At 74.3% G+C, this 23425-nt stretch carries 21 protein-coding genes; 11 read left to right on the forward strand and 10 right to left on the reverse strand.

Annotated features, from left to right (window positions below):
• The first annotated feature begins 1 nt into the window (after nt 1).
• The gene (locus Q1A09_RS11505; protein ID WP_299954900.1) at nt 2–649 is read left to right on the forward strand and encodes a hypothetical protein; all 648 of its coding nucleotides are present in this window, start codon (nt 2–4) and stop codon (nt 647–649) included.
• Nucleotides 650–653: 4 nt separating this feature from the next.
• On the opposite strand, the gene Q1A09_RS11510 is transcribed toward Q1A09_RS11505, so the two are convergent.
• Nucleotides 654–2156, reverse strand: a complete 1503-nt coding sequence (locus tag Q1A09_RS11510) for a sugar transferase (protein WP_299954902.1) — start codon at nt 2154–2156, stop codon at nt 654–656.
• 201 nt (nt 2157–2357) lie between these two features.
• Entirely contained in the window at nt 2358–3509 is a 1152-nt protein-coding gene (locus tag Q1A09_RS11515) for an LCP family protein (protein WP_299954905.1), read from the reverse strand.
• A gap of 256 nt (nt 3510–3765) precedes the next feature.
• Between Q1A09_RS11515 and Q1A09_RS11520 the strand changes: the two genes are divergently transcribed.
• Entirely contained in the window at nt 3766–5085 is a 1320-nt protein-coding gene (locus Q1A09_RS11520; RefSeq protein ID WP_299954908.1) for a UDP-glucose/GDP-mannose dehydrogenase family protein, read from the forward strand.
• Nucleotides 5086–5153: 68 nt separating this feature from the next.
• Here the strand turns inward: Q1A09_RS11520 and Q1A09_RS11525 are convergent, their stop codons facing one another.
• The gene (locus tag Q1A09_RS11525; RefSeq protein ID WP_299954911.1) at nt 5154–6311 is read right to left on the reverse strand and encodes an acyltransferase; all 1158 of its coding nucleotides are present in this window, start codon (nt 6309–6311) and stop codon (nt 5154–5156) included.
• Nucleotides 6312–6496: 185 nt separating this feature from the next.
• Between Q1A09_RS11525 and Q1A09_RS11530 the strand changes: the two genes are divergently transcribed.
• The 5 genes from Q1A09_RS11530 to Q1A09_RS11550 are packed head-to-tail and all read left to right on the forward strand — an operon-like array spanning nt 6497 to nt 12362.
• A complete protein-coding gene (locus Q1A09_RS11530; RefSeq protein ID WP_299954914.1) occupies nt 6497–8011 on the forward strand; it encodes a hypothetical protein in 1515 nt (504 codons plus the stop codon).
• A 2-nt stretch (nt 8012–8013) separates the two neighbouring features.
• The gene (locus Q1A09_RS11535) at nt 8014–9438 is read left to right on the forward strand and encodes a lipopolysaccharide biosynthesis protein (protein ID WP_299954917.1); all 1425 of its coding nucleotides are present in this window, start codon (nt 8014–8016) and stop codon (nt 9436–9438) included.
• On the forward strand, nt 9435–10766 hold the full coding sequence (locus Q1A09_RS11540) for an O-antigen polymerase (protein ID WP_299954920.1): 1332 nt from the start codon (nt 9435–9437) through the stop codon (nt 10764–10766). The genes Q1A09_RS11535 and Q1A09_RS11540 overlap by 4 nt, the downstream gene beginning before the upstream one ends.
• Nucleotides 10766–11854, forward strand: coding sequence for a glycosyltransferase family 1 protein (locus Q1A09_RS11545; protein WP_299954923.1), 1089 nt, complete (start codon nt 10766–10768; stop codon nt 11852–11854). The genes Q1A09_RS11540 and Q1A09_RS11545 overlap by 1 nt, the downstream gene beginning before the upstream one ends.
• On the forward strand, nt 11841–12362 hold the full coding sequence (locus Q1A09_RS11550; RefSeq protein ID WP_299954926.1) for a hypothetical protein: 522 nt from the start codon (nt 11841–11843) through the stop codon (nt 12360–12362). The genes Q1A09_RS11545 and Q1A09_RS11550 overlap by 14 nt, the downstream gene beginning before the upstream one ends.
• A gap of 4 nt (nt 12363–12366) precedes the next feature.
• Here Q1A09_RS11550 and Q1A09_RS11555 read toward each other — a convergent pair whose 3' ends face one another.
• The 3 genes from Q1A09_RS11555 to Q1A09_RS11565 form a co-directional block, all read right to left on the reverse strand.
• Nucleotides 12367–13926 (reverse strand): glycosyl hydrolase family 28-related protein, encoded by a 1560-nt coding sequence (locus tag Q1A09_RS11555; RefSeq protein WP_299954929.1) that lies wholly within the window; start codon nt 13924–13926, stop codon nt 12367–12369.
• A gap of 471 nt (nt 13927–14397) precedes the next feature.
• Nucleotides 14398–15747 (reverse strand): glycosyl hydrolase family 28-related protein, encoded by a 1350-nt coding sequence (locus Q1A09_RS11560; protein ID WP_299954931.1) that lies wholly within the window; start codon nt 15745–15747, stop codon nt 14398–14400.
• Nucleotides 15744–16859, reverse strand: coding sequence for a glycosyltransferase (locus tag Q1A09_RS11565; RefSeq protein WP_299954933.1), 1116 nt, complete (start codon nt 16857–16859; stop codon nt 15744–15746). The genes Q1A09_RS11560 and Q1A09_RS11565 overlap by 4 nt, the downstream gene beginning before the upstream one ends.
• 347 nt (nt 16860–17206) lie before the next feature.
• Here Q1A09_RS11565 and Q1A09_RS11570 point away from each other — a divergent pair, with 347 nt between their 5' ends.
• From Q1A09_RS11570 to Q1A09_RS11580, 3 genes are all read left to right on the forward strand, one after another.
• Entirely contained in the window at nt 17207–18709 is a 1503-nt protein-coding gene (locus tag Q1A09_RS11570) for a sugar transferase (RefSeq protein ID WP_299954956.1), read from the forward strand.
• Between the two features lie 64 nt (nt 18710–18773).
• Complete coding sequence (locus Q1A09_RS11575; protein ID WP_299954959.1) at nt 18774–18968, forward strand: hypothetical protein; 195 nt, start codon at nt 18774–18776, stop codon at nt 18966–18968.
• Nucleotides 18969–18985: 17 nt separating this feature from the next.
• A complete protein-coding gene (locus tag Q1A09_RS11580; RefSeq protein ID WP_299954962.1) occupies nt 18986–19735 on the forward strand; it encodes a 3'(2'),5'-bisphosphate nucleotidase CysQ in 750 nt (249 codons plus the stop codon).
• Here Q1A09_RS11580 and cysC read toward each other — a convergent pair.
• Nucleotides 19717–20745: an adenylyl-sulfate kinase gene (gene cysC, locus Q1A09_RS11585; RefSeq protein ID WP_299954963.1), complete on the reverse strand. Its 1029-nt coding sequence runs from the start codon at nt 20743–20745 to the stop codon at nt 19717–19719. The genes Q1A09_RS11580 and cysC overlap by 19 nt on opposite strands.
• Before the next feature lie 48 nt (nt 20746–20793).
• The gene (locus Q1A09_RS11590) at nt 20794–20934 is read right to left on the reverse strand and encodes a hypothetical protein (RefSeq protein ID WP_299954965.1); all 141 of its coding nucleotides are present in this window, start codon (nt 20932–20934) and stop codon (nt 20794–20796) included.
• A 290-nt stretch (nt 20935–21224) separates the two neighbouring features.
• Here Q1A09_RS11590 and Q1A09_RS11595 point away from each other — a divergent pair, with 290 nt between their 5' ends.
• Nucleotides 21225–21911, forward strand: a complete 687-nt coding sequence (locus tag Q1A09_RS11595; protein WP_299954968.1) for a hypothetical protein — start codon at nt 21225–21227, stop codon at nt 21909–21911.
• A 42-nt stretch (nt 21912–21953) separates the two neighbouring features.
• Here Q1A09_RS11595 and Q1A09_RS11600 read toward each other — a convergent pair whose 3' ends face one another.
• Both Q1A09_RS11600 and Q1A09_RS11605 read right to left on the reverse strand, forming a co-directional pair.
• Nucleotides 21954–22097 carry a hypothetical protein gene (locus tag Q1A09_RS11600; protein ID WP_299954970.1) on the reverse strand — a complete coding sequence of 48 codons (144 nt, stop codon included), beginning with the start codon at nt 22095–22097 and terminating at the stop codon, nt 21954–21956.
• A 47-nt stretch (nt 22098–22144) separates the two neighbouring features.
• Nucleotides 22145–23335, reverse strand: coding sequence for a hypothetical protein (locus Q1A09_RS11605; protein ID WP_299954974.1), 1191 nt, complete (start codon nt 23333–23335; stop codon nt 22145–22147).
• Nucleotides 23336–23425: the final 90 nt, after the last annotated feature.

Below are 23425 nucleotides of genomic sequence, written 5' to 3' on the forward strand. Positions count from 1 at the left end.
GATGGCCCGCCACTGGTCTCCCGACGCGACGTTCTCGGTGCTCTTCGTGTGCACCGGGAACATCTGTCGCTCGCCGCTGGCCGAACGCGTCACCCGGGCCTATCTCGACGAGGCGCTGGGTGAACAGGCCGCAGCCATCCAGGTGCGCAGCGCCGGCACCCAGGCCGTCGTCGGCTCCGGGGTCCATCCCGACAGTGCGCTGGTGCTGGCCGGCTTCGGTGGCGAGCCGGCTGGCTTCGCCGCCCGCCAGATGGTCGAGGACATGGCCATCGACGCCGACCTCACGCTGACCCTCACCCGGGCGCACCGCCGGACCGTTCTGGCAGGTGCGCCCCGGGCACTGTCCCGCACATTCACCATCCGCGAGGCCGGCGAGCTGGTGCGGCTCGTGTCCGGCGACCGGGAGCTGCCCGGGACGACGCTTGCCGAGCGGTGCCGCTCCCTGGTCAGGGCGATGGCCGAGGCTCGTTCACAGCGCTCGACAGACGCCGGCGACGACATCGGCGACCCGATCGGCCGGCCGCTCGAGGTCCATCAGCAGATCGGTGAGGAGATCGTCCAGGCGCTGCTGCCGCTGCTGAGCAGACTGGTGTCGCTGCAGCCGGCGGACGACGTCGATGGGCCGTCGTCATTGTCGCTGGTGCGCTGACCGGTCAGTAGGCGCCCGAGCCGCGCAGCACGGCGCGGGCCGTCTTGGCCAGGATCATGAAGTCGAAGGCCAGCGACCAGTTCTCCACATAGCGCACGTCGATGCGCACCGAGTCGTCCCAGGACAGGTCCGACCGGCCGCTGACCTGCCACAGGCCCGTCAGGCCCGGCTTGACCAGAAAACGCCGGCGCATGTCCAGCCCGTAGGCGGCGACCTCGGTGGCCAGTGGCGGACGCGGGCCGACCAGGGACATCTCACCGCGCAGCACGTTGATCAGCTGCGGCAGCTCGTCGAGCGAGTAGCGGCGGAGCACCTTGCCCACCCGGGTGACCCGGGGGTCGTCGCGCTTCTTGAACAGCACGCCGTTGCCGTCACTGTCCGCGGTCAGGTCGGCCACCATCGCGTGGGCGCCCGGCACCATGCTGCGGAACTTCAGCATCATGAACGGCTCACCGTGGTGGCCGATGCGCTCCTGCCGGAAGAACACCGGCCCGGCGCTGCTGGCGCGCACGGCGATGGCAATGCCCAGTAGGACCGGGCAGAGGAAGGCCAGGCCGAGGAATGCGGACGTGCGGTCGAAGGTCGCCTTGGTGAAACGGCGGAGACCGGTCAGCTCGGGCCGCTCCATGTGTAGCAGCGGGAGCCCGGCCACCGGGCGGATGTGGACACGCGGCCCGACGACGTCGGTGATGGCCGGCGCCACCAGCATCTCCGCGTCAGTGTCCTCCAGCTGCCAGCCGAGGTTGCGCAGCGTGCGGCCGTCGAGCTCCTGGCTGGGCAGCACGGCGACGGTGTCGACCTCGAAGCGGGTCACCACCTCGGCGACCTCGTCGACCCCGCCCAGCACCGGCAGGCCGTGGAACGCGTCGACCGCCGTGGAGTGCTGATCGGAGGGCAGGCAGCAGCCGATGACCCGGTAGCCGCGGTCGGTGGCCCGCTGCAGCTGCTCGTCGAGGTCGGCCACCGCCCGGCTGTGGCCTACGAGCAGCGTCGTCTGCTGGTAGCGGCCGCCCCGGCGCTGACGGTGCAGCCAGTGCCGGTGGGCCAGGCGCGCCAGCAGGGTGAGCGCGGTGGCGACGGGCAGCGCGAGCACGACGAAGCCCCGGGCAACACGCATGTCGAGTGCCCAGGAGACGAACCCGACGGCGGCCAGGAGGGCGACCGCGGCGTCGAACACCCGGCGGTACTCCTCGACGCCGACCCACAGGAAGCGCTTCTCGTAGGTGCGCGAGACCAGCATGGCGGGCAACCAGATCAGCGGCAGCAGGACCACTTCCCAGAAGGGCGGGCTGCCGGTCCAGCCGAACCAGAGGCCGTGGGCCATCAGCGCGGCGGTCACGGCGCACAGCGCGTCGAAGGCGACGGTGCGTGCCACGTAGCGGGACTGCCACGCCCGTCGTGCCGTCGTCCCCTCGCCGCGGATCGCCGGGGCGAAGCGCGCCCAGCCTTGGGCGGCTGAGGTGCGGCCGGACCGTGGTGACTCCACGACCACGTCGGTCGAGCTCATGCACATCCCCCGATGGCTGACGGCGCGGGAGATGGAGAGAAGGCGCTGGTGAGCGCGCCGTCCCGACCATTCCCCGTCATGGCAGCCACAGAGAACCACACAGGAAACGCCCGTGTGTGTTGAATGATCAACGACTCCGACGGGCGTGGCAGTTGGTGAGCGAACCCCTACGCATCGTGCGCCGAACTGCGATGGTGCAGGTCAGCGAGGCACCTCGGGCAGTGCCTCGTCAGCGAACTCGTCGGCGTTCTGGCCCAGGGAGTCGGTCTGCAGGTAGCCCCACATGCGCGCGCCCGTCGTCGGGTCCAGGTAGACGACGCTCGCCGGCCCCTCCATGCCGGTGCCCAGCACCGGGGCGGTGAAGAACTCGACGTCGGACGGCGTGAGCCCGCGCAGTGAGTAGGCCATCGACAGCAGGTCGCCGTTGCCCAGCTCGTCGTCCACCGCGACCGCGCTGGTGACCGCCAGCAGGGTGGAGTCCAGCTTGCCGGGGGAGGTGAAGACCTCTTGGCTGAAGAGCTTGCCGAACATCGCCCGCAAGTAGTTCTGCTGGCGCTTGACCCGGTCGAAGTCGCCGCCGGGCAGGTCGTAGCGCTGGCCGACGTACCAGCGGGCCTGGTCGCCGTCCAGGTGGTTGAGGCCGGCGGTGAACGTGTACGGCCCGTTGCTGGTGGTCTCGGAGACCACGACGTCGACCCCGCCCAGGTCGTCGGTCACCTGGATCAGCCCGTCGAAGTCGATCGCCGCGTAGTGGTCGATCCGGACGCCGGTCAGCTGCTCGATCGTCTGGATGAGCAGGGTCGGCCCGCCGAGCGCGTACGCCGCATTGATCTTGTTCTTGCCGTGGCCGGGGATGTCCACCCACGAGTCGCGCGGGATGGAGACGACCTGGGCGTGCTCCCGATCGCCGGAGAACCGGGCGAGCATGATCGCGTCGGACCGGGCGTCGGGCAGTTCGCCCGGGGCGACCTCCGCGCGGGTGTCGGAGCCGACGAGCAGGAAGGTGATCGGGTCCTCGGTGGCCTGGGCCGCCTCGCCCGTGGGGGAGGGGGCCGCCGGGCGGGTCTCCTCGTCGAGGGCCTGGAAGACGTCGCCGACCCGGTCGATGTTGCCGCCGTACCGGTTGGTGAAGAACCAGGCGCCGGCGCCGATCACGACCGCCAGCACCAGGCCCAGAACGCCGAGAGAGATCAGCGTCCGGCGCAGCCAGTGCCGGCGGTTCGGCGCGTCGTCGGCCTGGGGCAGGTCGTCGCCGTCCTGTGCCGGCTCACCGGCCGGCGGCAACCTCCGGTCGTCGTCCGGCGACGGGTTGCGCTCTGACGGAGCGCCGCCGTCGGGCTGTCGCTCGCTCATCGGTCTGCCCCCGTGATCTGCGTGTTCGACTGCCGGACAGTAGCTGGGCGGGCTTGGGCGGAGCTGCTCACCGCGGCCGCCCTCACCCGTCAGGGGCGGAGGGTGCAGGCCGGAACGTCTCTGACGAGGTGACCTCGGTCGCTCTCCGGGCCGCCGGCCACGGCTCGGGGTGCCGCGCTGGCGCTTGGCCGCACCGGTCTTCTACGGTTCCGTTGCACGGGGCGTCCGCCCACGTGCGCACGGGGAAGGGACGTTCATGAAGATCTCGGTCATCGGCTGCGGCTACCTGGGGGCGGTGCACGCCGCCTCCATGGCAGAGCTCGGCCACGACGTGATCGGCATCGACGTCGACCAGCCGAAGATCGAGGCGCTGCAGAACGCCAAGGCGCCCTTCTATGAGCCCGGCTTCGAAGAGCTGCTCGGCCGTTCCCTGGCCTCCGGGCGGCTGCGGTTCAGCGCCGACATGGCCGACGCGCGCGACGCCGTCCTGCACTTCGTCTGCGTGGGCACCCCGCAGAAGCGGGGCGAGTACGGCGCGGACATGCGCTACGTGGAGTCTGCGGTCGAGTCGCTGCTCGAGGTCTTGAAGCCCGGCGACCTCGTCGCCGGCAAGTCCACCGTCCCGGTCGGCACCGCCGCGCGACTGGCCGGGCTGGTCGAGGGCAAGGTGCCCGGTGCGATGCTCGCCTGGAACCCGGAGTTCCTCCGCGAGGGCTTCGCCGTGCAGGACACGCTGAACCCCGACCGCCTCGTCTACGGCCTGCCGGCGGACGAGAACGCGGACCGGGCGCGCGCGATGCTGGACGAGGTCTACGCCTCGATCGTGGCCTCCGGCACGCCTCAGGTGGTCACCGACTACGCCACCGCGGAGATGGTGAAGACGGCGGCGAACTCCTTCCTCGCCACCAAGATCTCCTTCATCAACGCGATGGCCGAGCTGTGCGAGGCCACCGGGGCGGACGTGAAGCAGCTGGCCGACGCGATCGGTCACGACGACCGGATCGGCCGCAAGTTCCTCAACGCCGGCCTCGGCTTCGGCGGTGGCTGCCTGCCCAAGGACATCCGCGCGTTCATGGCCCGGGCCGGCGAGCTGGGTGCCGACCAGGCGCTGACCTTCCTGCGCGAGGTCGACAACATCAACATGCGCCGTCGGATCCGGATGGTCGAGCTGGCCCGCGAGGTCTGCGACGGCTCACTGCTCGGCAAGCGGGTCGCGGTGCTGGGGGCGGCCTTCAAGCCCGACAGCGACGACATTCGCGACTCCCCGGCGCTGAACGTCGCCGCTCAGCTGCAGTTGCAGGGTGCGTCGGTGCACGTCACGGACCCGGCGGCGGGGGAGAACATCAAGCGCAGCTGGCCCCAGCTCGATGTGGTCGACACCCCGGAAGAGGCCGCCAAGGGCGCTGACGCCGTGCTGCTGCTCACCGAGTGGAAGCAGTACCGCGAGCTCGACCCGGTGGCGTTCGGGAAGATCGTCAAGCAGAAGCGCGTGCTCGACGGCCGCAACGCGCTGGACCGGGACAGCTGGACGAACGCCGGCTGGACGTACCGCGCGCTGGGCCGCCGCGCCGGCTGAGTCATCGCTCTGGGAGCGGCGGAACTCACCGGCAGGAAGCTGCCCTGTGTGCCGGTTCGTTCTTCTCGTCAGGGGAAGCGGGTGCTCGGCGCTGAGGCGTGCCTGGGGTGCGCCCGGTCGGGCGATGTCGGCGTGGTGTCGTCGAGCGCCGGGGATGTACCAGTCCGGGTGCCGCCCTGCGACCAGGTCTTCCACGGGCGGGGGAGGTCGAAGACCCAGTTCGCCCAGGGGCGGGGCTCGGCGAACACCGCCGCCAGGAACGGCACGGCCACGCCCAGCGGTACCGCGATCGCCACGATCACGTAGGGCTCGTCGACGCCGAGGGCGAGCAGCACGACCCGCACGCCGGCCACCACGATCACGTGGGCCAGGTAGATCGGCAGCGTCCGCCGGCCGATCGCGGCCAGCAGGCCGCGCAGCGGTGTCACGTGGGAGAGCAGCACCGAGACCGCCAGCAGCGCGAGCGTGCCGGCCACGGCCGCGCACAGGCTCAGCGCACTCTGCGCCAGGTCGGCGGAGGCGGGCAGGGTGCCCGGGACGACGTCCAGCTGGTCGATCAGCAGCAGGGCGGCCAGGCCGAGCAGGCCGACCGCCGTCCACCCCCACACCGAGCGCTGCATCAGTGCGCCCAGCCGCGGCAGCCCCACCATCGAGCCGGCCGCGGCGAAGACGAGCAGCGACAGCCCGGTGAGGCCGAAGACGTCCAGGTTCCAGCCCCAGGTGACCAGGCTCACGCCGAGAAGTACGACACCGACCACCAGGCCCCGTGAACGGCTCGCCCACGGCCGGGAAACGGCGAGCACCACGGAGGTGACGATGAGGAACGGCAGGAACCACAGGTGCGCGAAGGTGATCCACACCGACCAGATCGAGCCGGCGTCACGGGGCGTGTTCTTCAGTCCGTTGGTGGCCGCCTCGGCCGCGCTCTGCAGCGCGTACCAGAGGAGGTAGAGGTAGAGCATCAGCGAGGCGCGCTCGCGCACGTAGCCCGGACCGCCACGCTTCGTGACGGCGCGCGGCACGAAGAGCCCCAGGAGGAACGCCAGTGCCGGCATGCGGAAGAGGTACAGCGCGGAGTTGACCGTCTCCAGAGGATGATCCGCCGGGATGAGGCCGGCGTTCAGCATGCCGTCGATGGAGTGGTTCGCGGCGACGCCGACGATGGCGACAGCCCTCGCGACGTCGATCGCGTGAACCCGCTGAGGGCGCACGGGAGTCTCGGTCACGCGCCCCAACCTAGATCGATCGGCGCGTCGCCGCAGACGGGAGATGTGTCACGTCCGAGGGGCACAGCTGGGTCACGACGGTCACCCGAACGTGTTCTCGCCCTCTGCTGCCAACCGGGCTCGCCCTATCATTCGAACGCTGTCAGCGGGCGGACTCCGCCAGTCAGACGAGAGGACGCCAGTAGATGACCAGCAGCACCACAGGGGCGACCAGCACACGGTCGGTGACGCAGGGTCACCAGCCCGACGGCGCCCAGGAGGTGTCCCGGGCGGACACCTGGCCCGGCCCCGCCGCGCCACTGGTCTGGCTGGCCACCCTCGCCCTCGTCGGGGCCGTGCTCGGCGGCCTGATCGGCGCGCTCGTCGGCGCCGCCGGCGACGAGGAGGCCACCGCGTCCGCGACGTTCGAGGTGGTCACCGACGCGCGGGCACTGAACAGCCCACTCGCGACGTCCACCACGAACGTCGACACCGACACCTTCGTCGAGGGCCAGCTGCAGGCGCTGGAGTCCCTGCGCGAGGCACGGGAGGACGACGAGGCATCCCTGACCGTCAGCCAGGTCGGCTCCGCCGACGTGCTGCGGATCAGCGCCACCGCACCCACCGCCGACCAGGCCACCGCCGCCGTCAGTGGGCTGCTCGACGCCTACGTCACCGCGCGCCAGGAGGCGGCGGGCGCATCGGTCACCGCCGCCCTGGCCGCGGTCCAGCAGCGACTCGACGCGCTCGCCGTGCTCGGCGGCACCGACGAGGCCGGCACCCCGGTCGGCCAGGAGGTCCAGCGCCTGCTCTCCCAGCAGAGCGAGCTGCAGGCCGCCGCCACCCGCGTCCCCGGCATCGTCCCGGTGCTGCGCGGCACCACCGCCGACGAGCCCGCCGGCGCACCCTCGTGGCTGCTCTCCGGCCTCGTCGGCGCCGTGCTCGGCGCCGTCCTGCTGCTCGCCGCCGGCGCCGTCTGGCGGGCGACCACCAGCCGGATGTTCGACGCCCGCCTGCTCGTCGCCGCCGGGGTCACCGTGCTGCTGCCGCGGCTGCCCGCCGGGCGGGTCCGTGGCCGGGGCCGCCAGGTGCCCACCCGGGCGCCCAACGCCCGCGCGCTCTCCGCCGCCCGGCTCCTGGTGCCCCAGGTGACCGAGGTCGGCCGCGGCGCCGGCAGCCTCGCCGTCTTCGGTGCCGACGAGCGCGCCGGGGCCAGCGAGGTCGTCTGGGAGCTGGCCTGGGCCATCGCCTCCAGCGGCGCGCCGGTCGCCCTGCTCACCACCGCCTCGGCCGCCCACGCCGAGCGCCCCGACGGTCAGCGGCGCGCCGACGGCACCGAGCGGGTCGTCACCTCCGCGCTCAGCGTGGTCGAGCTCCCCGCCCAGCCCGACGACGACGTGCTCGCCGCCGCCGTGGCGCAGCAGCGCGCCGCCGGCCGGCAGGTGCTGCTGCACGCCCCGGCGCTCACCACCGGCGTCCGCGCCCACGACCTCGCCCGCCACGTCGACCGGGCCGTCGTGGTCGTGGGGGAGGGCGTCTCCTCCCTGGAGGGCGCGCTCGCCGCGGTCCGGGACGTCAGCGGCTCCACCGCCCCGCTGCTCGGCGTCGTCGTCACCACGACCAGCGGCCACCTCGGCCGCGCCCAGGTCGACGCCCCCGCCAGCCACCCTGCGGAGGAGACCACGTCGCCTCGGCAGGAGACCATCCCCAGCGAGGTCTGACCTTGGCGGTCGCGGCGGAGCAGACCCAGGAGGTCCGCCGGAGCTTCGGGCTGCGCATGGTGGTCGCCGTCCTGGGTCTGGTGGCCACCTTCCTCACCTCGGTGGTCGCCGTCCGGACCCTGGACGCCCGGGCCGCCGCCGGGTTCCTGGCGATCCTCGGTGCGCTGATGCTCGGCCCGATGGTCGGCCGGCTGGGACTGGGGCAGAGCGCGATCCGGGCCATCGCCGGCGCCGGGTCACCCGCCGAGGTGGCCGTGCAGGTGGTCGCCCACCTGCGTGCCGTCGCCCTGCTCAGCGTGGTCACCGCGCCGCTGGTCGCCTGGGTCGCCACCGTCGTCGTCCGGGACGACCGCGGCCTGGTGGTCGCCCTGGTCGCCGGGCTGATCGTGCTGGAGACCCTGCGGCTGACCATCAGCGACGTCTACGCCGCGCTCGGCCGGATCCCCTGGTCGGTCGCGGCCACCCACCACAGCCGGTCGATCCTCGCGCTGCTGGTCATGCTGGTCGTCGTCCTCGTGCAGGGCGGGGAGACCACCCTGCCCACCCTGCTCACCGCCTACGCCGGCACCTCGCTGGTGCTGCTGCTCGTCGTCCTCGTCCGGCTGCCGCTGCGGGCGGGCAGCACCGGCACCCGCTGGTGGCGGCCGATGCTGGTGGCGATGGCCGCCGGGGCGTGGCTGTTCACCGTCGAGCTCGGTGCCTTCCTCGTCGGCCGCGCCGACGTGTGGCTGGCCGGCGCGGTCTTCCCCGCCGACGAGGTGCTGCTGTACTCGACCGCCAGCGTGCTGGCCATGCAGGTCACCGTGCTCGAGGGCCTGGCCAACATCGCCATCACCCCGGTCGCTGCCCGGATGTGGGCCGAGGGCCGCCGCGACCGGGTGTTCGCGCTGCTCCGCGCCAGCGCCACGCTCTCCACCGCCGTCACCGTCGTGCTCGTCGCCGGCGTCTGGCTGCTCGCCCCCCAGGTGCTGGCCGTCTACGGCGACGGACTGGACGACGCCGCCCCCTACCTCTCCGTGCTCGCCACCGGCGGCCTGGGCATGGCCGTCTTCGGCGCCTGCGCGGTGCTGCTCGTCGTCACCGGCAACGGCCGCACCGCCGCCGGCGCGGTCGGCGTGGCCATGCTCATCGCCGTCCCCGGGGCCGTGCTCGCCGCCGTGCTCGGCGGCCCGCTGGCACTCTCCATCGCCAGCGCGTCGGCCACCGCGCTGCTGTTCGGCTCCTACGCCTTCGCCTGCCGCCGTGCCTTCGGGACGGCGCCGCTGCCCGGCCTGCACCTGCGCAGCAGCCTGCTCCTGCTGGCCGGCCGCGGACCCGACGAGGACGACGCCCCCGACGCCGCGGTCACCGCAGCCACCGACAACGGGGCGGTCACCGGCAGCGGTGCCGGCCCGGGCGTCGTCGACGGGCCGGGGACGACGCGATGAGCCTGCTGACCGCCGTCCGGCCCCGCCACGTCCGGCCGCGGGGCGTCGAGCTCGGTGGGGCCCCGGGTGTCTGGTGGCTCTCCCCGCTGGCCCTGGTCGGCCTGGTCGTCCTGCCGACCACCTGGCTGGCGCTGGCCATCGCCGACGAGCGGTACCGCGCGCTGTGGGGCACCCCGAAGTGGATCGACCTGCACTGGACGCTGTGGTTCACCCTCGGCCTGCTGCTGTTCCTCGGCGCGGCGATGCTGCCGGGCACCCGCGGCGTGCGCCGGGTCGCGAACTGGCCCGGGCTCTCCACCGGTGACCTGCGCATCCTCGAGCGCTCGGCCACGGTGCTGTTCTGGCTCACCATGGTCGGCTACATCGCCTACGCGGCCCAGGCCGTCCGGGTCGGGCTGAGCCCCAGCCTGCTGCTGACCTCGCTGCTCAACCAGGAGCTCTACGGGCTGGGCATCCGCGACCGGCTGGGCACCGTCCCCGGGCTGACCACGATGACCCAGTTCGGGCTGGGCTTCGTCGTCGTCACCGGGGTGCTGGTGATCGCGAACGGCCGGCGGGCCCGGTACACCCGCCGGCTCGTCATCGTGGTGCTCCTGGCGCTGGTGCGCGCCTTCTTCGTCACCGAGCGGCTGGCCCTGCTCGAGCTGCTCGTGCCGATGCTGGTGCTGGTCGTGGCCGGCATGTCCCGCCGCACCCGGGGCGCGCGGCGGGCGGCGCTGCTGCCCGCGGTCCTGCTGCCCGTCGTCGTCCTGGTCTTCGCCGCCTTCGAGTACTCCCGCAGCTGGGTGTTCTACGCCGCGCAGGGCGGCCAGTCGTTCCCGGTCTTCGTGGTCGAGCGCTTCGCCGGCTACTACGTCACCGCCTACAACAACGGCGCGATCCGGCTGGTCCACCAGGACGGCGCGGGACTGCCCTACGACCTGTGGTCGGCGTTCTGGACCGCACCCGGGGTGGGCAGCGCGAACCTGTACCGCACGCTCACCGGCGTCGACGCCGACCCGGCGTACACCCTGGCGCTCGAGCGGTTCGGCAACCCCGAGTTCAACAACTACGGCGGGGTCGCCAGCCCGTTCGTCGACCTGGGCATCGCCGGCGGGCTGGTGTTCTACGTGCTCGCCGGCCTGCTCTGCGGCACCCTGTACCGCTCGCTGCGCGAGGGCCGCATCTGGGGCCTGCTGCTCTACCCGGTGTTCGTGCTGACGCTGCTGGAGCTGCCCCGCTACTTCTACATCGGCCAGGGGCGGGCCGCGCCGGGCCTGGTCTCCCTCCTGGCCATCGCCCTGCTGGTCAACCGAGCCCGCCGACGACGAACCGGAGCCGTCCTCTGATGCCCGCCCCGTTGCGCTACCTGCTGGTGGCCACCCACGTGCCGCCCAGCGGGGGCGGTGGCGGGATGGTCCGCTACGTCATGGAGATGGCCCGCGGCCTCGCCGCCCGCGACGACGTCGAGCTGCACGTCCTCGCCGGCGCCGGCGCCGAGGCGGCCTTCACCGGCGTGGCCGAGCCCGACCGGGTGCACACGCTGCCCGGTCGCGGCCCGCTGGTCTCCGCCGTCGAGCGGCTCGCCGGTGCCCGGGTGGGCGGCCGGATGGACGTCGTGCACGGCACCAAGCACCTGCTCCCGCGGGGCGTGCCCGGCGTCGGCGTGCTCACCGTGCACGACATGCTCGCCCTCGACCGGCCCTACGACTTCGGCCTGGCCAAGCGGCTGCTGGTGCGCGGCCCCTACCTGGCATCCATGCGGGCGGCCGATGCGCTGGTCTGCGTCAGCGCCGCCACCCGCGACCGGGTCGCCGCCTACCTGCCCTCGGTCGCCGGCCGCACGTCCGTGGTGCACCACCCCGACGGCTCCTCGCTCACCGCCGTGGACGCCGACCCGGTGCCCGAGCTGACCGGGCGGCCGTTCGCCCTGGTCGTCGGTGACCCCTCGCCGCGCAAGAACGTCGGGCTGGTCGTCGACGCCTGGGCCGCCGTGCGCGCCGAGGTGCCCGACGCCGTGCTGGTCGTCGTCGGGCCGGACAGCTGGGGCCCCACCGACCGCGGCCAGGCCTTCGCCGCGCTGGCCGCCGAGGGCGCCGTCGCGCCGATGGGGCACGTGCCCGACGCCCAGCTGCGCTGGCTCTACGAGCACGCCCGGGTGGTGCTCTGCCCGAGCCTGGCCGAGGGGTTCGGGCTGCCCGCCGCCGAGGCGCTCACCTTCGGCGCCCCGCTGATCACCTCCGAGGACCCCGCGCTGGCCGAGGCGTCCCCGGTCGGCGCGCAGCGGCTGCCCGGCCGCCGTCCCGAGGTGTGGGCGGCCGCGATCACCGAGCACCTGCGCCGTCCACGCCCGGACGTCGCCGGTCGGCCTGCCCGGCGTGGCTGGGACGACGTCGTCGAGGAGACCCTGGAGGCGGTGCGGCGTGCCCAGCGCTGACCTGAGCGGCATCCTGTCCACCCCGGTCCACGGCGAGGTGCTGACGGTGCGGCACGTGGCCACCGGCGCCGAGCTGGCCACCGCCCGCGCGGCCGCGGCCGTGCAGACCGCCGCGGGCTGGTCCAGCACCGCGCACGAGGTGGCCGACCTGCCCGGGCTCGCCCTGGACGACGTCGACGCCGTCGTGCTCTGGGGCGCCGCGGCCGCGGCCGGCCGGGACGTCGTGGCCGGGCGGCGGCCCACCGTTGTCGTGCTCGACGCCGCCGACACCCGCGCCGTGCTGACCCGCCCCGCCCGCTGGGCCGCCGAGCTGCGCCGGGCGGCGGACACCAACCTGCTGCTGGTGCCCGCCGGCCTCGCGGAGCGCTACACGCGCTGGGGCCCGCCGGTTCCGCTGGCCCACCGGCCCGAGGGCCTGCCCGGCGACGACGCCGTCACCGTGCTGTCGGCCTGGACCGCCCGGGCCTACGCGTTCGGACGCCGTCCGGCCGCGCAGCCCGCCGGCTGAGCCGTCACCAGCCGCTGCGGAAGGCGGACGGCGCGCCGTCGTCCACCAGCCCGGTGACCCGGACGGCCGAGGGCGTGCTCGTGTAGATCGGCATCGCCGGCCCGCCCGCGAGGGAGACCCGGGTCAGGCTCACCCGGCTGAGGCCCGCGCCCGGGTTGGCGAGGACGCCGATGTTCCAGGTCGCGCTGCTGCGGGTGTTCCGCACCGCCAGGTCCTGCAGGGTGATGTCGCTGGTCTGGGGGCCGGTGTTGCCGGAGTAGACCATCAGTGCGCCGTGGTCCTTGGCGGTGTTGCGGTTGGCACCGGTCACCGTGCCGCCGCGGACCAGGACCCGCTGCGAGGGGTAGGTGTCGTACTCCGCCTCGCTGCCGAGGTACACCGCGGCGGCGTCGGTGTCCCGGATCGTGACGTCGGTGTAGGTGATGTCGTTGCCGCCGACCACGGAGATGCCGCGGCCCCAGGTGGTGCCGTTGACCGTCGGCGAGGTGATCTGGATCCGGGCGCTCACCACGCCGTCGGACTTGTACGACACGACCGCGACCCCGTCGTCCCCGGTGCGGTTGGTGACCGGGGAGACCACCCGGCCGTCCGTCGCACCGTTGCTCATGTGGATGCCGTCGGCGCGGCTGTCGGACACGGTGACCCGGTCCAGCAGGAAGCGCGCGGACCCGTCCACGAAGATGCCGGCGGCGGCTGCGCCCTGGACGTGCACGTCGCGCAGCACGACGTCGTCGCCCCAGACCCGGACCTTGTCCTGGGCGGGGGCGTCCCAGCGGCGGGTGGAGGCAGTCAGCCCGAAGGTGACCCCGGTGACCGTCACCCGGGAGCCGGTGACGTGGAACGACGACCGGGCCTCGTCGGTGGCCAGCAGGGTGGCGCCGGGCCCGGACAGCGTGACGTTCGACCGGCTCAGGCGCAGCACGTCGGAGTGCAGGTAGGTCGCGCCGGCCTTGAGCTGCAGGACGCTGCCGACCGGCACGCTGTCCAGCGCCTTCTGCAGCGCGGCGGTGTCGTCGGTGCGCCCGTCACCCGTGGCGCCGAACCTCTCGACGGGCAGGACGCCCCGGGCCGCGGACACGGCCTGCGGTGCGATCGGGGCGGGCGCGGCCGGCAGGGCGGCGGTGCCGGCGGGCTGGACGGCGGGCTCGGCCGCCGCAGGTGCGGCGGCGGGCCCGGCGCCGGCGGCCGGCGCCGAGGCGCCGGGGGACGCGAGCGGAGCCGGGGCCGGGGCCGTCGCCGGCTCCGTGGTCGACGGGGCCGGGGCGGCCGCGGTCGAGCCGGCCGGGGGCACCGCGGCGGCGCTGGGGGCCTGCGCGCCGGAGGTCGGGGACGTTGCCTGCAGCGCGGCGGCGCTCGGTGAGGCGGTGACCAGGTCCGGCACCGGCGCGTCCGCCGAGTGCACGCCCTGCACGGACAGCACGCCGACGGCGGTCAGGCACACGGCGAACGCGGTGCCCAGCACCGCCGCCCGCCGGCTGCGCCCGCGGGGCGCGGCCTCGTCCGGGGTCGGGTCGAGGAACGCCAGTTCGTCGACGTCGGAGCGGGCGTGGTGGAGCGAGGTCATCGGGCCTCCAGGAGGCAGAGCGCGCGGCGTGGGGCTGAGCCGGCTGTGCGTAGGGCTGGCACGGTCGCGGTCCGGGCGCCAGGCGCCCCGGCCCGGTCGACCGCGGAGGACCCGACAGCGCTGTACGGCGTCCCCACGCACCCAGGATGAGCCGCGAACGAAGACGCTCCGTGAACGACGCGCTACTAACCGCACACAATCGGGTCAGGCGTCACACGAGTCCCAGCAACCCCTGGCGCACGGTCCTCGGCGATGTCATCGGCAGTCCCGGCGCTCCGTGTGACCACCGGGACGCGACGTCCGCGACCGTCACCGGATCGTGCCGTCGGACCCTCCCGCCGGCGCTCGCCCGACCGTCGTCCCCCCGCATCGACAGCTGTCCCCCTGCACCAACGCTGGTGCAGGGGGACAGTGGGTGATCAGGTCGCCTGGTCCACGCATGGGACGGCGACGACGGGACGCGCCGGGGCGTCAGTCGCCCTGGTCGGGTACCGGGGCGCCGTCGTCCTCGAGCTCGGTGAGCCGGACCGCGGCGGGTTCGTTCGTGTAGAACGGCACGGCCGGGCCCTCGCTGATCCGGAAGTCCTCGAAGGTGACCTGCTCGACCGCGGAGTCCGGGTCGGCCAGGACGCCGACGTCCCAGGGCGAGCTGGTGCGCGTGCCGCTGATGGTCAGGTCGCGCACGGTGACGTCGCTGGTCGTGGTGTCGGCGTTGCCGGCGTAGACCAGCACGGCGCCGTGGTCCTTGTCGGCGTTGGTGTTCGCGCCGGTCACCGTGCCGCCGTCCACCAGCACGTCGACCGAGGGGTAGGTCCAGTACGGGTCGCCCTCGCTGCCGACGTAGATGCCGGCCGCGTCGGTGTCGCGCACGGTGACGTCGGTGTAGGTGATGTCGTTGCCGCCGACCACGGAGATGCCGCGGCCCCACGTCGTCCCGTTCACGGTGGGGGACTCGATGGTGATCCGCTCGGAGGGGCCGCCGTCCTTCATGTAGGACACCACCGCGACACCGTCGTCGCCGGTGCCGGTGGTGACGGGGGAGACCACCCGGCCGTCGTGGGCCTGGTCGGTGATGTGGATGCCGTCGGCCCGGCTGTCGGTCACGGTCACGCGGTCGAGCAGGAAGTCCCCGGCGCCGTCGGTCACTGCGATGCCGGCCCCGCCCGCACCCTGCACGTGCACGTCGCGCAGCACGGCGGAGTCGGCGGCGACCCAGACCATCGTGGACTCGAAGGGGTCCCACCGCTGCGTGATGTTGGGGGTGGTCAGGGTGAGCCCGGTGACCGTCACGTCGTCGGCCACGACCTTGAGCGCGGAGGCGGTCTCGTCCGAGGCCTGCAGCGTCGCGCCGGCGCCCTCGATCGTCAGGCCGGGGTTGTCCACGGTCAGCACCTGCGAGTACCGGTAGGTGGCACCGTCCTCGAGCACCAGCGTCCCGCCCTCGGGCACGGCGTCCAACGCCTCCTGCAGGGCCGCGCCGTCGTCGGCGACGCCGTCGCCCACCGCCCCGAAGTCCGCCACCGGGACTCCCCCATCGTCCCGACCCAGGAGGGTCAGCACCCCGACCAGGACGGCGACGGCCACGGCGATCGCGCCCAGGACGAGGCCGATCCGGCCGCGTCCGGGCCGACCGCCCGGACCACCGCTCGTCGCGCCGGCGTCCGGTCCGGTCGGTGCCGACCTACCGGCGTCGGTGCCCGTGCTGGCCATCGCCATCCGCACGACGCCGACGAGAGCGCTGCGCCGTGCGGTGGGCAGCCGGGGAACGGTCCACCCGGGGGTGACGAGGGGTGCGGGCGGGCCGGCGGGCAGCAAGGTCATCCAGGCTCCAGGAGGGTCAGCAGCGCACTGGCGGTGATCTCGCGGGAGGTGGCCGCGGCGAACCGGGTGGACGCAACGGTGCGGCCGGTCGCGGCCTCCTGGGCGGCGAGCGCCGGGTCGAGCAGTCGGGCGGTGAGCTCCCGGGCGAGCTCGGTGACGTCGAACGGAGGCACTGCGGTGCCCGATTCCCCAAGGTAGGTGCCGATCCCGGCGACGTCGAACGCGACGACGCTGCGCTCGCTGGCCATGGCCTCCATCGCCACCAGCGGCAGGCCGGCCTCCCAGCGGGAGGGGACGGCGACCACGTCGGCGGCGGCGTACCAGTCGGCCAGCCGCTCACCGGGCGCGAAGTGCACCCCGTCGCCGGCGGCGGCGCGCAGGGCCGCCTCGTCGGGCCCGCCACCGACCAGCACGAGCTGCGCGGTCGGGACGGCCCGGCGCACGGCGGTCCAGGCCTCCAGCAGCATGTCCTGGCCCTTCTGCCGGGCCAGCCGCCCGACGCAGACCACCGTGGGTGCGTCGGGGGAGGTCAGGCCGAGGGTCGCGCGGCTGGCCGCCCGGTCCCGTGGCGTCCAGGCGTCGGGCTCGACCCCGTTCGGGATGACGACCGCGCGGCCGGTCAGGCCGGCCGCCCGGCCGGTGTCCAGCTCGGCCTGGCTGACGTTGAGCGTCAGGTCGGTCCAGCGCTGGGCGGTCCGCTCCCAGAGCCGGGTGGCGACCTGGACCGGCCCGGTGACCGCCTCGAACGACCAGGCGTGCGGTTGGTAGACGGTGGGCCGGCTGCCGCGGAGCGCGAGCCGGCCGGCCAGCCCGGCCTTGGCGCTGTGCAGGTGCACGACGTCGGGGGCGACCTGGGCGATGACCCGGCGCAGCGCGAGCGTCTCGCGGGGCACCGTGGGGCCGGGGGAGCGGGTGGCCTGCCACGGGACCAGCCGGGCGCCGGCCTCCTGGACGACAGTGGCCAGCCAGCCCTCCGGCGGGCAGGCCACGGCGACGTCCCAGCCGCGCCGGCACTGGTCGCCGACGAGCCCGGCGACCACCTTGGCGACGCCGGCCTCGACGGGCTGGCTGACGTGCAGGATGCGCACGGTCCGGTTGTCTGCAAGGCCCACGCCCCGAGCATGACCACATCGGCAGGCACCCCGCTCGCTGACACCGGAAAGTGGCCAAACGTGAGCCATCTCACGATGAGTCCATCAGGTCGCCCACGATTGAACGGCGCGTTGCGATCCCTGCGCGTCACCACGGAGGGTGAGCAATCGCGCGGGAGGTGTGATTGCGCGTGGCGAGATACACAGGGTGACGAGCGGGCTCACTGTCCGCTGCGTGGACGAGGGGCAGCGCGATGAGCTGCGAGACCGTACGTTCCCCTGGGTCGGTCGAACAGCGAGGTTCCCGACGACGACGACGAGACGCCGGGTGAGAAGAGCCGGGCCGGAACTGCACCGGGAGTTACACATTGTCACTGCTCGACTCCACTGACGAGGTCGCCGAGCTACGCACCGACGTGGTCGCCCGGCGGCGCTTCTGGTCCGTCGCCCGGCTCCGCGGCGAGGGCACGGCCGCGCGCCGCGCCTGGCGCAGCACCTACGTCCGCCGGGTCGTCGCAGGTGACGCGATCGTGGCCGTGCTCGCCGCCCTGGTCGGCCGGCTGGTCCCGGACACCGGTCCGCTGTCGATGACGGTGGACCCGTGGCCGGTGCTGATCATGCCCCTGGTCTGGGTCGCCGCCATGGCGATCGCCCGTACCTACGAGGAGCGCTTCCTCTGGGTCGGCCCCGAGGAGTTCCGGCGGGTCTTCTTCGCCGCCGCGCTGCTGCTGGCCTCCGTCGGCACCATCTCCTGGGCGTTCAAGCTCGAGCTGGCGCGCAGCTTCGTGGTGGTCGCCGTACCGCTGGCCACCGCGCTGACCCTGCTGCTGCGCTACGCCCAGCGGGCCCGGCTGCACAGCCAGCGGATGCACGGCCGGTTCCAGCAGACCGCCATCCTGGTCGGCCACCGCAACGGCACCGCCGAGCTGCACGCCCAGCTGGAGCGCCAGGCCAAGCACGGCCTGCGGGTCATCGGCGTCTGCCTGCCCACCCCGGAGCCGGCCGGCACCGTCTTCGACGGCCTGCCGGTGCTCGGCAGCTTCGCCGACGTCGTGGACGTCGTCCGCCGGTACGAGGTCGACACCGTCGCCGTGCTGCCCTCGCCCGAGCTGGACGGCGCGAGCCTGCGCCGGCTGGGCTGGGACCTGGAGACCACCGAGGCCGAGCTGCTGCTGGCCCCCGCCGTCACCGAGTTCGCCGGCCCCCGGGTCGGCATCCGCCCGGTCAGCGGCCTGCCCCTGCTGCACCTGGAGCGCCCGGAGTTCCACGGCCTGCGCCGGGTGACCAAGGACGTCTTCGACCGCTCGGTCGCCTTCCTCGCCGTGGTCGTCCTGCTGCCGGTGCTGCTCGGACTGGCGCTGGCGGTCAAGACCACCAGCCGCGGACCGGTGTTCTACCGGCACCAGCGGATCGGCAAGGGCGGCGAGCCCTTCCACGTGTTCAAGTTCCGCAGCATGGTGCCCGACGCCGACAAGCGCATGGAGGCGCTGATGGCGATGAACGAGGGCAACGCCGTGCAGTTCAAGATGAAGCGCGACCCGCGGGTCACCCGGGTCGGCGCGGTGATGCGGCGCTTCTCCCTCGACGAGCTGCCCCAGCTGTTCAACGTCATCGGCGGCTCGATGTCGCTGGTGGGGCCCCGGCCGCACGTGACCCGCGAGGTCGAGCAGTACGGCTTCGACATGCGCCGCCGCCTGCTGGTCAAGCCGGGCATCACCGGCCTGTGGCAGGTCAGCGGCCGGTCGAACCTCTCCTGGGACGACTCGGTGCGCATCGACGTCCGCTACGTGGAGAACTGGTCGCTGGCGATGGACCTGATGATCCTGGGCAAGACGCTGGGTGCGGTGGTCCGCGGTTCCGGCGCGTACTGACCTCTCGCCGGGCCGGACCGGCACCCGCACGTCCTGGACCGCGGTCCGCTGGCTGGCTGCCTCGGTGGCCGTCGCCGTGCTGACCTGCTTCGCGTTCCTGCTGGTCACCGGCCGGTACGCCGACGAGGGGCCCGTCCTCGTCGTCCTGCGGCCCGGCCGGGGCGTGCACCGCGGCGACCTGTTCGTCATCGCCGGCTGGCTGCTCGGGGTGGCCGCGGTGCTGACGGCGGCCGCGTCCCCGGGACGGCGCTCGCGGTGACTGGGACAGTATCCGGCGTGACCACCTCCGACGCCGCCCTCGCCGCCGAGCTGGCCACGGCCGCCGGGGAACTGCTGCTGCGGGTGCGCGGCCGTCACTTCGCCGACGCCGCCGCCCGCAAGGCCGCCGGTGACGCCGAGTCCCACCGGTTCCTCCTCGAACGGCTGCGCACCGCCCGACCGGAGGACGCGGTGCTGTCGGAGGAGGGCGTCGACGACCGGGCCCGGCTCGCCACCGACCGGGTCTGGATCGTCGACCCGCTCGACGGGACCCGCGAGTTCGCCGAGCCGGACCGCCGCGACTGGGCGGTGCACGTGGCGCTGTGGCAGGCCGGTGACCTGGTCGCCGGGGCCGTCGCGCTCCCCGCCGAGGGCCGCACGCCGAGCACCGCCGAGCCGGTGACGCTCCCCGCCCGCCGGCCGGGGCCGCTCCGCCTGGCGGTCAGCCGCAGCCGGCCACCGGCGCTGGTCCAGGAGCTCGCCGTCCGGCTGGACGCCGAACTGGTGCCGATGGGCTCGGCCGGGGTCAAGGCCGTGTCGGTGCTGGACGGGGCCACCGACGCCTACGTGCACGGCGGCGGCCAGTACGAGTGGGACTCGGCGGCTCCGGTCGCCGTCGCCCGGGCCGCCGGCCTGCACACCAGCCGGCTGGACGGTGCCCCGCTGCGCTACAACCAGCCCGACCCGCACCTGCCCGACCTGGTCGTCTGCCGCCCCGAGCTGGCCGACCAGCTGCTGGCGGCGATCGCTCAGCTGCCGGTGAGGTAGTCCAGCACCAGCCGGGCGCTCTCGTCGACCGAGCTGCGCCGGGTGTCGATGGTGAGCTCGGCGTCCGTCGGCTCCTCGTACGGGTCGCTGATGCCGGTGAACTCCGCGATCTCGCCCCGCCGGGCCTTGGCGTACAGACCCTTGCGGTCCCGGGCCTCGCACTCGTCCAGCGGGGTGGCCACGTGCACCAGGACGAAGGAGCCCGGCCCCGCCTGCTCCTCGACCAGCCGGCGCACCTCGGCGCGGCTCGCGGCATAGGGCGCGATCGGCGCGCACACCGCCCAGCCGCCGTGCTTGGCGATCTGGGCGGCCACCCAGCCGATCCGCCGCACGTTGGTGTCCCGGTCCGCGCGGGAGAAGCCGAGCCCGGCGGACAGGTGGGTGCGCACCTCGTCGCCGTCCAGCAGGGTCACCGTGCGCCCGGCCTCCAGCAGCAGCTCCACCAGCCGGCCGGCGATGGTGGACTTCCCGGCCCCGGACAGCCCGGTGAACACGACGACCCGCCCGCCGGTCGACACGGGGCCCGGGTCCACCCGGCTGGCCACCGGCCCGGCGCCGTAGGCGGTGGCCAGCTCCGGCCAGCCGATCTCCGGGCTCGCCGCGGTCACCGGCACCGGCACGATCATGAGCTCGCGGTCCGCTGACCGCTGCGCCCAGGCCGCCGCGGTCAGCGAGATCTCCGCCGCGTCCGGGGCGGTGCCGGCGACCGGCAGCAGCACGACCAGCCGGTCGGGCAGCCCGCCGGTGTCCTCCGGGGGCCGGCCGACCCAGGCGGCCGGCTGCGACCAGCCCCGGCGGTCCAGCTCGGCCCGGACCTCGGCCGGCGCACGCCAGCGGGGGATATCCCGGACGGCCAGGCCCGCGGCCCCGGTGCTGGCGACCAGCACGCCCTCGGCGTCCTCGAAGTCGGTGTCCGACGGCAGCTCGGGCGGGGTGGGGCTCAGCCCGAAGGCGTGTCGGGCCAGCTCAGCCAACTGGGCGTGGGTGAGCCGGGTCCGGGTCTGCGCCATGGCAGCAGTCTGGCAAGCGCCGAGCGGGTGGGTGCGTCGTGGCCCGGGTCAGAAGCCGGCCCGGACGACGCCGCAGCGGCAGCCGTAGTGGCTCCCGCCGCTGAACGGGTCGTCGCCGAGTCGGCGGAAGCGGTGCACGTGCAGCACGCGCCGGCGGGTGTGACGCGAGGCATCGGAGAGCAGCGGCACAGCCGGATCCTCCCCGCGGCGCGTTCCCGGCAGGCTCCGATCCCGCTGCGTGCGGGTGAACACCGGACGGACACCTGTCGACCCGGCCCGGCCGGCCGCTCGTCGGCGGCACCTCAGTGCGGACAGCACCGCCTCAGGATGCGGCGGCGCGGGCCGGTCCGCCCCACGAGCCCCGTCACCCCCACGGGTGACGGCGGGCTCCCGACTGCACCGGGACGGGGCGGTCCGTCCGGTAGACACGCTGTGTGGCGGTTGGGAGAACAGTGCGTACGTCTCGTCGGCGTGTCCCGGTGCCGACGGTGGCGTTCGTGCTCGCCGGCATCGCGGTGACCCTGGAGCTCGTCGGCTACCTGACCCGGGTGACCGGTGCCGCGCCGTCCCTCGCCCGGACGCTGTCGATGGACGCGCCCTTCTCCCTGGCGCGGCTGTTCGTCGCGGGCCTGTTCGCCGCCGCCGCGGTCGCCGCCGGGCTCGGCGCCGGCCGGATGCCCGGACGGCGCACCTGGTGGACCGCGGTCGCGGTCATCGCCGCCGGGATCGCCACCGTGAAGGCCGGCGGCGACGTGCACGTGACGTTCGTGCGCGCCGTCGCGGGCAGCGACCCCCTGCGGGGCCTGCTCTTCTCCGCCCCGCTCGCCCTGGCGGCCGTCGGCTGGCTGTGGTGGCTGAGCCGCCACGAGCGACGTGACCGGCGCCGGGTGCTCAGCTGCCTGGGCGCGTACGCCTTCGCCTCGGTCGTGCTCTCCGCGGTCTCCGCGTTCGCCGCCCAGCAGTGGGGGGCCCGGGGAGGGGCGGCGGCCACCTTCGTGGAGGAGAGCGGTGAGGCGCTGGCCGGCGTGGCCTTCCTGGTCGCCGTCCTGATCGGTGTGGCGCCGCGGCTGGTGCTGCCGGCCGGCTGGACCCGCCGGACCGACGACGCGCACTCCCTCGAGCTGCCGGTCGTGCAGCCCGGTCGGGCCGCCGAGACCGGTCGCTGAGCTCCGGACGCCCGGGGCCGACGGCCCCGGGCGTCCGCGTGGTCAGGGGATGGCGGGGCGGCTCGCCGGGATGCTGGTGCGTCGCTGGGCGGCCTGCTGGGCGGCGAAGCCGGCCTGGAGGGCGTCGGCCAGGGCGATGGCGGGGTCGGTGGACCCGGCGACCGGAGGAGTTGCGGTCTGCGTCATGTCGGAAAGCTAGGGCGACGCTGTGTCCCGACCCGGTCGACACACGGTCAGCAGGCGTTGCGAGTTCGTGACTCGTGCACTCCTGTCACACCCACCGGTCGATTCCCCAGCGCAGCGTCCAGCCAGGCGTCGGTGCGCCGGTCCCACGTGCGGTCGGCGGCCCACGCGACGCGGGCCTCGGCGTACCCGCGCGGCTCGTCCGCGGCGGCGACCATCGCCTCGGCCATCTCCGCCGCGCTCCGGACGACGGCGGTGTGCGGTGGCACGTCGCTGGAGTGCTCCAGGTGGCCGGCGGTCGCCACCACCGGCACCCCGCGGGCGCAGTAGTCGTAGGCCTTCATCGACGACTGGCCCAGCGCGCGGCTCGGGACGTCGGGGATCAGCCCCACGGTGGCCGCGTCCAGCACCGCGGGCAGCCGGTCGCGGGCGAGCAACCCGGCGTAGGTGAAGCGCCCCGGGAACTCCTGCTCGAGGGCCAGGAAGCGGTCGGCCGCGGCCTGCGCCCGCTGGGGGAAGACCAGCTGCCCGTGCACGGTGAGCGTCCAGTCCGGCAGCGTCGTGAGCACCTGGCGGACCAGCTCGACGTCGAACCGCTCGGCGACGCTGCCCACGTAGACCGCGTGCCGCTCCCGCCGCTGCACGGTCCGGGCAGCGGTGAGCAGCTCCTCGTCGGTGCCGTTGGGGACGACGACCGGCGTCCGGCCGGGGAAGAGGTCGGACAGCACCTCGTTGACCACGACCACCTCGTCGGCCTCGTCGGCGATCCGGCGCAGCTGGTCGGGCAGGCCACGGGCCTGGGGGAGCAGCCGTGCCCAGTCGTCGGTGCAGTCGAAGACCACCCGGCCGCCGAGCGAGCGCGCCGCCCGCCACTCCCACGGGAACATCAGCACCGTCAGCCCCGGCGTCCAGCCCGAGCGCCGCAGGAAGCCGCCGAGCAGCGCCGCGTCGACCCGCTCGGCCCCCGGACCGCGCAGGCCCGGCACCAACGTCGATCGCTCGGAGACGGTGACGCCCGGCGCCGCGGGCCGGAAGTGCCCCCGGAGCAGGTGGCGCTGCCAGTTGCCGGGGTCGGTGCGCAGCCGGCGCCAGTCGCTGGGGGCCTGGACGAACCGCACCGGCGCGCCGCGGCGGACCAGCTGACCGGCGATCATGTGCTCGCGACGGATCGCCGGGTGCCACGGGTCCTTGGCGACGAAGCCGACGCCGGCGGCGAGCTCGGGGTGGTCGCTCGAGGTCAAGAGGCCGCTGCCGTGCTCACGCCCCGACCCTAGGAGCCGGTCGGTGCACCCGCTGGCCCAGACTGTGTGAGCTGTGTCGACCGCACGAGG

It is taken from the genome of uncultured Modestobacter sp. (assembly GCF_947486615.1).
GTDB lineage: Bacteria > Actinomycetota > Actinomycetes > Mycobacteriales > Geodermatophilaceae > Modestobacter.

What these genes read in the sequence shown, in the direction of transcription:
- Q1A09_RS11555 (WP_299954929.1), bottom strand. Translation starts at nt 13,926, where the DNA reads ATGACCTCGCTCCACCACGCCCGCTCCGACGTCGACGAACTGGCGTTC.
- Q1A09_RS11560 (WP_299954931.1), bottom strand. Translation starts at nt 15,747, where the DNA reads ATGACCTTGCTGCCCGCCGGCCCGCCCGCACCCCTCGTCACCCCCGGG.
- Q1A09_RS11545 (WP_299954923.1), top strand. Translation starts at nt 10,766, where the DNA reads ATGCCCGCCCCGTTGCGCTACCTGCTGGTGGCCACCCACGTGCCGCCC.
- Q1A09_RS11515 (WP_299954905.1), bottom strand. Translation starts at nt 3,509, where the DNA reads ATGAGCGAGCGACAGCCCGACGGCGGCGCTCCGTCAGAGCGCAACCCG.
- Q1A09_RS11600 (WP_299954970.1), bottom strand. Translation starts at nt 22,097, where the DNA reads ATGACGCAGACCGCAACTCCTCCGGTCGCCGGGTCCACCGACCCCGCC.
- cysC (WP_299954963.1), bottom strand. Translation starts at nt 20,745, where the DNA reads ATGGCGCAGACCCGGACCCGGCTCACCCACGCCCAGTTGGCTGAGCTG.
- Q1A09_RS11505 (WP_299954900.1), top strand. Translation starts at nt 2, where the DNA reads ATGGCCCGCCACTGGTCTCCCGACGCGACGTTCTCGGTGCTCTTCGTG.
- Q1A09_RS11520 (WP_299954908.1), top strand. Translation starts at nt 3,766, where the DNA reads ATGAAGATCTCGGTCATCGGCTGCGGCTACCTGGGGGCGGTGCACGCC.
- Q1A09_RS11540 (WP_299954920.1), top strand. Translation starts at nt 9,435, where the DNA reads ATGAGCCTGCTGACCGCCGTCCGGCCCCGCCACGTCCGGCCGCGGGGC.
- Q1A09_RS11510 (WP_299954902.1), bottom strand. Translation starts at nt 2,156, where the DNA reads ATGAGCTCGACCGACGTGGTCGTGGAGTCACCACGGTCCGGCCGCACC.
- Q1A09_RS11530 (WP_299954914.1), top strand. Translation starts at nt 6,497, where the DNA reads ATGACCAGCAGCACCACAGGGGCGACCAGCACACGGTCGGTGACGCAG.